General features: G+C 61.1%; 5 protein-coding genes and 1 other RNA gene. 5 read left to right on the top strand and 1 reads right to left on the bottom strand.

The window, feature by feature from the left end; translation table 11 throughout:
- Window positions 1-57: 57 nt before the first annotated feature.
- Window positions 58-579 carry a DinB family protein gene (locus tag C6W55_RS16550; protein WP_286893915.1) on the bottom strand — a complete coding sequence of 174 codons (522 nt, stop codon included), beginning with the start codon at window positions 577-579 and terminating at the stop codon, window positions 58-60.
- Between the two features lie 249 nt (window positions 580-828).
- On the opposite strand from C6W55_RS16550, the gene C6W55_RS16555 reads away from it, so the two are divergent.
- The 5 genes from C6W55_RS16555 (at window position 829) to ssrA (ending at window position 5,799) form a co-directional block, all read left to right on the top strand.
- A complete protein-coding gene (locus C6W55_RS16555) occupies window positions 829-1,596 on the top strand; it encodes a sugar phosphate isomerase/epimerase family protein (protein WP_286893916.1) in 768 nt (255 codons plus the stop codon).
- A gap of 132 nt (window positions 1,597-1,728) precedes the next feature.
- On the top strand, window positions 1,729-1,962 hold the full coding sequence (gene secG, locus C6W55_RS16560; RefSeq protein WP_213484897.1) for a preprotein translocase subunit SecG: 234 nt from the start codon (window positions 1,729-1,731) through the stop codon (window positions 1,960-1,962).
- A 187-nt stretch (window positions 1,963-2,149) separates the two neighbouring features.
- A complete protein-coding gene (gene rnr / locus C6W55_RS16565) occupies window positions 2,150-4,603 on the top strand; it encodes a ribonuclease R (RefSeq protein WP_286893919.1) in 2,454 nt (817 codons plus the stop codon).
- 177 nt (window positions 4,604-4,780) lie between these two features.
- Complete coding sequence (gene smpB / locus C6W55_RS16570; RefSeq protein WP_286893921.1) at window positions 4,781-5,263, top strand: SsrA-binding protein SmpB; 483 nt, start codon at window positions 4,781-4,783, stop codon at window positions 5,261-5,263.
- 171 nt (window positions 5,264-5,434) lie between these two features.
- Window positions 5,435-5,799, top strand: a transfer-messenger RNA (tmRNA) gene (gene ssrA, locus C6W55_RS16575).
- Window positions 5,800-6,184: the final 385 nt, after the last annotated feature.

Below are 6,184 nucleotides of genomic sequence, written 5' to 3' on the forward strand. Positions count from 1 at the left end.
GCGGGAAAGTTCCCGGAGGCGGGCTTGGCTGTGGATGCGGCATCATCCCATTCGGGGTCAGAAACGGCTGAGGTATCGTTCCTTGATGATTCGGATGTGATGCATCTCGTGGCCGATGCTGACGCAGGCGGCGGCGAGAGCGGTCAGCCGGCCGCCGGCGAACGAGCCGGCGCGGTGCCACGCTTCCGCCGGCAGATGGCGGAGCAGCGTCAGCGACGCCGCGCGGACGGCATCGTACTCCGCGATGATCGCGTCCAGCGGCATCCGCTCGTGCGGCGCGTGCTGGGCAAAAATCTGCTCATCGTACCCGGGCAGCTCCTGCGGGTCGTTCCGCGCGATGCGCAGCAGCCGGTACATCCAGACGCGCTCGTTATCCGTGAAATGGCCGACGACCTGGCGGATCGACCATTTGCCTTCGGCGTAGCGGAAGTCCGCCTGCTCGTCCGTCAGGCCGGACAGGAGCGCCTTCGTCTCTTCGCGCTGGCGCTCATAGATCTCCAACAGATCGCCCTCCGGCACGAGCTGGACATATTTCCACGGCGCGGGCGGGCAGTCGCTTGCGGTCGGTCGTTCGAACATGATGCGTGCCTCCTTGCGGTTCCTTTTTGGCTTGAATATGAAGGAAAAAGGTTCCGCCGTCAAGCGCAAGTTCCACCTCGAGCCCGCCGAATGCGCCAAAATCGCGAAAGGTTTTCCCCAAATCTGTACCTGTGTGCCGCCGGCCCAAGGGGTATAATAGGGACGAAAGCGCTTGAAGCGGCGCGGCGGCGGCATCGGCCGGCAGGAGGCGCGGCTTCGCAACAATTCCAGTCAATGGTGGTGGCAGGCATGACGAAACCGGTAATCGGCATTCAACTGTATACGTTCCGCGACGTGACGAAGGACGATCTGCTCGGCACGCTGAAGAAGGTTGCCGAAATCGGCTATCAGGCGGTCGAATTCGCGGGCTTCTTCGGCCATTCGGCGAAGGAAGTGCGCAAGGTGCTCGATGACAACGGGCTGAAGGCGCCGTCCGCGCATATCCCGCTCAATTTCCAGGAGCCGGACAAGCTCGAATCGGATCTGAAGCAACAGATCGAGTACGCGCTCGAGCTCGGCCTCGAATATGTGATCACGCCGTGGGCGCCGTTCCCGGAGACGCCGACGGAAACGGATCTCGAATCGTTCATCGAGAAGATCGACAAGGCGTCGCAGCTCGTGACGGCGGCCGGCCTGAAATACGGTTACCATAACCACGATTTCGAGTTCAAGCAAGTCGGCGGCAAGACGATCATGGACCACCTGCTTGAGCGCATTCCGGCGGACCGGCTCATCGCCGAGTTCGACCTCGGCTGGGTGCATGTCGGCGGGTACAAACCGGCGGATTACCTGGAGCGCTACAAGGGACGCGTGCCGATCGCGCATTTCAAGGACTTCGTGCAGGGCCGGGAGGACACGGAGATCGGCTACGGCAGCGTCGGGTACGACCAGGTGCTGCCGGCGGCGCTGGCGGCCGGCGTGAACACGATCATCGTCGAGCAGGAGCAGTTCAAGTCGTCGCCGTTCGAGAGCGCGGCGATCAGCCTCGAGTTTTTCAAGAAACACGGCGTGCTGTGATGGGATTTGTGCGGGCCCGCGGCGGGAAGCTGCCGGGCCTGTTATATTTTGTGCCGACGCTTGTAACAGACCGGGCGATATGGTACAATATCAATACTGTGTTTACGTACCCTCTGTTCGGGAGGTGGAAGCGTGGAAGTCTTCTTCAAAATTTTGCTCATCATTTTCTCGCTCGGATTGATCGGTGTCGTCCTGCTCCAGAAGGGGAAGAGCGCCGGGCTGTCCGGGGCGATCACGGGCGGCGCGGAGCATCTGTTCGGCAAGCAGAAGGCGCGCGGTCTGGATCTGTTCCTGCAACGCGTCACGGTCGGCCTTGCGGTCGGTTTCTTCCTGCTGGCGCTGGCGGTTGCATATTTCATGGAATAAGCGACGAGGGAAACGGGCAAACTGCCCGTTTTTTTGTTAAGCACAGGGAAATGGAGCCGGGTCTTGCGGTGTCGGCCGGACGGATGCGCGGGTGGATTTTCGTATATACTATATGCGATATGGGAATCTATCACAGTTCTGCACGGCGGATTCATAGAGGTCCGGCCAGACATGAGGTGAACCGCAATTGGTAACGGAAAAACAGCTGCTTGATTTCATGCGGGAACTGGCGTACAAGCCGATGACCGTACAGGAATTGGAGCAATCGTTCGGGCTGGAGGGCGCGGAGGAATTCAAGACGTTCCTCAAGCTGCTGAACGAACTGGAAGAAGAAGGAAAAATCTACCGGACCCGCAACAACCGCTACGGCGTGCCGGAGCGGATGAATCTGCTGCGCGGGCGGGTGCAGGCGCATCCGAAAGGGTTCGCGTTCCTGATCCCGGACGAGCCGGATCATCCGGACGTGTACATTCACGCGAACGATCTGAAAAGCGCGATGAACGGCGACATCGTGCTGGCGCGCGTGACGTCGAAGAGCAGCGCGGGCGGCCGCCTGGAAGGCGAAGTCGTTCGCGTCGTGCAGCGGGCGATCACGCAGATCGTCGGCACGTTCGAGCATCACGAATCGTTCGGCTTCGTCATTCCGGATGACAAAAGGATCAACCGCGACCTGTTCATCCCGCAGGAAGGGTTCAACGGCGCGGTGACGGGGCAGAAGGTCGTCGCCCGCATCGTGACGTATCCCGAAGGGCGCTCGGCGGCGACGGGCGAGATCATCGAGATTCTCGGCCACAAGGACGATCCCGGCGTCGACATTCTGTCGATCATCCGCAAGCACCAGCTGCCGGAAAGCTTCCCGGACGAGGTGATGGCCGAGGCCGAGGCGGTGCCGGACCGGATCTCCGAGGAGGAGATCGCCGCCCAGGGACGGCGCGATCTGAGACCAAAGACGATCGTCACGATCGACGGCGAGGACGCGAAGGACCTGGACGACGCGGTGTGCGTCGAGCGGCTGCCGAACGGCAACTATCTGCTCGGGGTCCATATCGCGGACGTCGGGTACTATGTCAAAGAAAATTCGGCGCTCGACCAGGAGGCATACCGCCGCGGCACCAGCGTCTATCTCGTCGACCGGGTCATTCCGATGCTGCCGCACCGGCTGTCGAACGGGATCTGTTCGCTCAACCCGCAGGTCGACCGGCTGACGCTGTCGTGCGAGATGGAGTTCGAAGCGGAGACGCTGCGGGTGGTGCGGCATGATATTTTCCCGAGCGTCATTCGGACGACGGAGCGGATGACCTACACGAATGTGCGCAAAATATTGGTCGACGACGATCCCGAGCTGAAGGAGCGGTACGCCGGCCTCATCGACATGTTCAAGCTGATGGAGGAGCTGGCGCTGAAGCTGCGCGACAAGCGGATGAAGCGCGGCGCCATCGACTTCGACTTCCAGGAGTCGAAGATCATCGTCGACGAGAACGGCAAGCCGGTCGATATCGTGAAGCGCGAGCGCTCGATCGCCGAGATGATCATCGAGGAGTTCATGCTGGCGGCGAACGAGACGGTGGCGGAGCATTTCTATTGGCTGAAGGTGCCGTTCCTGTACCGGATCCACGAAGATCCGGACGCGGAGAAGCTGCTGAACTTCGTCCGGTTCGTGGCGAATTTCGGCTATATCGTGAAGGGCAAAGGGAACAAGGTGCATCCGCGCGCGCTGCAGGATCTGCTCGAAGCGATCCGCGGCACGAAGGAAGAGACGGTCATCGCGACGATGATGCTGCGCTCGATGAAGCAGGCGCGGTACGAGGCGGACAGCCTCGGGCACTTCGGGCTGGCGGCAGAGTTCTATACGCACTTCACGTCGCCGATCCGGCGCTATCCGGACCTCGTCATTCACCGGATCATCCGCGAGGTGCTGACGAGCGGCGGGACGCTCTCCGCGAAGCGGATCGACGAGCTGGCGGCGAAGCTGCCGGACATCGCCCGGCAGTCGTCCGAGCGCGAGCGCGTCGCGGTCGAGGCGGAGCGGGACACGGAGCAGCTCAAGAAATGCGAGTTCATGTTGGACAAGATCGGCGAGGAATTCGACGGCATCATCAGCAGTGTGACGAGCTTCGGCATGTTCGTGGAGCTTGAGAATACGGTCGAAGGTCTGATCCGGCTCAGCGATCTGACCGATGACTATTATCATTTCCATGAGGAGCATATGGCGCTGATCGGCGAGCGGACGTCGAAGATTTACCGGATCGGCGACGAGGTGCGCGTCCGCGTCGAGCGCGTCAACATGGAGGAGCATCAGATCGACTTCGCGATGGTCGACATGAAGCCGCGAGCGGCGGCGCCGCGCCGGAGCGAGGGCGGCCGCAAGGCGGAGCGCGGCAGACGCCGCGGCGAGGAAGGCGGCCGCGGGGGGCGCGGCCGCAAAGGCGGGCGCGGCGGAGACGCGGAACCGGCCGTGGTCCGCGTGGACATGTGGGGGCTGCCGGTGACCGGCAGCTCCGGCGCCGCGGGCGAGGCGGGCGCCGGCGGGCCGCGCCGGCAGCGCGCGGCGAAGCGCGCCGCCTCGGGGAACGGCGGCCCGGGCGGCAAGGGCCGCAAGAAGAAAGCTTCCGCGGGAACGACGCGGAAGCGGAAACGGTAGGGGTTTGCGGTTTTGTGAGCCCCGGCCGCCGGGGGCGGCCGGGGCGTCGCATTTTTGGCGGGAAAGCCGGGGTGCGGCGGGTGATTTTTCTGACAGGGGACCGGCTTGAACTGCGGAGCGGATCTTGCTATAATAGTCGTCTGATCGAGTGGAGCCGCATGCGGGAGGTGGGTGAACATGGCGAAGTCGAAACACGATGAGAAGCCGCTGGCGCAGAACAAGAAGGCGTCGCACGACTATTTCATCGAGGAGACGTATGAAGCGGGCATCGTGCTGACCGGCACGGAGATCAAGTCGATCCGGCAGGGCAAGGTCAACATCAACGATGCGTTCGCGACGATCCGGGGCGGCGAGATGTTCATCCACAACATGCATGTCAGTCCGTTCGAGCAGGGCAACCGGTTCAACCCGAGCGACCCGACCCGGGCGCGGAAGCTGCTGCTGCACAAGGCGCAGATCCACAAGCTGTTCGGGCTCGTGAAGCAGGAAGGGTACACGCTGGTGCCGCTGAAGATTTACACGCGCAACGGCTTTGCGAAGCTGTTGATCGGCCTGGCGAAGGGCAAGAAGCAGTACGACAAGCGCGAGGCCGCGGCGAAGCGCGACGCCCAGCGGGATATCCAGCGGGCGCTGCGGGAGAAGCAGAAGATCGCGCGGTAATGCCGTGCGGGCGGCCGTGGGTGCGGTGATCCCGGCAATTCGGGAATTCGGCAGCACCGTTCCCGGGCGTTCCCTGCAACCTTCGGGGCGCGTGCGTGGTATAATGGTATCAGGAACGAACGATCCGTGTTCAGCCGAACCGGTCGGATCGTGCCTTCCGATTTTGATTTTGGGGGCGTTTTTGGATTCGACGGGGATAGTTCGAGCATGGGTTGCGGGTAGCGGGGACGCGTCCGCTTCATCAACGCTAAGGCCAATTAAATGGCAACCAACGTACTTCCTACGCTGTAGCAGCCTAAAAAACTGCTCGCGTGCTCTTACCCTCCATCGCCCATGTGGCGGGATAAGGGCTCAACCTTAGTGGGCTACGCCGTCTGGTCTCCGCCTGGGGCTAGCGGAAGAAGACAATCAGGCTGACCCTTGCGAAAGCCGGTTACGGGGCGGTCGCTCGGGTGACAACAGTACCGTGACTACACCCGTAGAAGCCTGTGTGGCGTTATCTTCGGACAGGGGTTCGACTCCCCTCGCCTCCACCAATACCATCAGAAAAGACACCGTGTTAGGTGTCTTTTCTGCGTTTTCGGTAATTGTGGCGGTTCAAAAATCTTGTGGTTATTGGGTTTTTGCCTTTTCTGACTATGAATAAGAAATATCTCTGATGGTGTACGGGGCGGTGCCACACTGTATACCAGTTTTAATGTCATCCAATAGACGGGCTCGCTCCTTCAACCGTTCCGTTAGAACGCGTCTTGGTCAAACTGGGTTTTCATTTGACAGATTGTAATATGAAGTGCGACAGATAAAAATAAAGGAGCCCATGGATGGATTCGTGTAAAATGGAAGTCACCACAACACCCATTCGTACAGGAGGATCCATTCATGAGCTACTCCCATCTTAGCATAATTGAGCGCGGACAAATA

This window comes from Thermobacillus sp., assembly GCF_003390775.1.
Classification (GTDB): domain Bacteria; phylum Bacillota; class Bacilli; order Paenibacillales; family Paenibacillaceae; genus Thermobacillus; species Thermobacillus xylanilyticus.

What these genes read in the sequence shown, in the direction of transcription:
- C6W55_RS16550 (WP_286893915.1), bottom strand. Translation starts at nt 579, where the DNA reads ATGTTCGAACGACCGACCGCAAGCGACTGCCCGCCCGCGCCGTGGAAA.
- C6W55_RS16555 (WP_286893916.1), top strand. Translation starts at nt 829, where the DNA reads ATGACGAAACCGGTAATCGGCATTCAACTGTATACGTTCCGCGACGTG.
- smpB (WP_286893921.1), top strand. Translation starts at nt 4,781, where the DNA reads ATGGCGAAGTCGAAACACGATGAGAAGCCGCTGGCGCAGAACAAGAAG.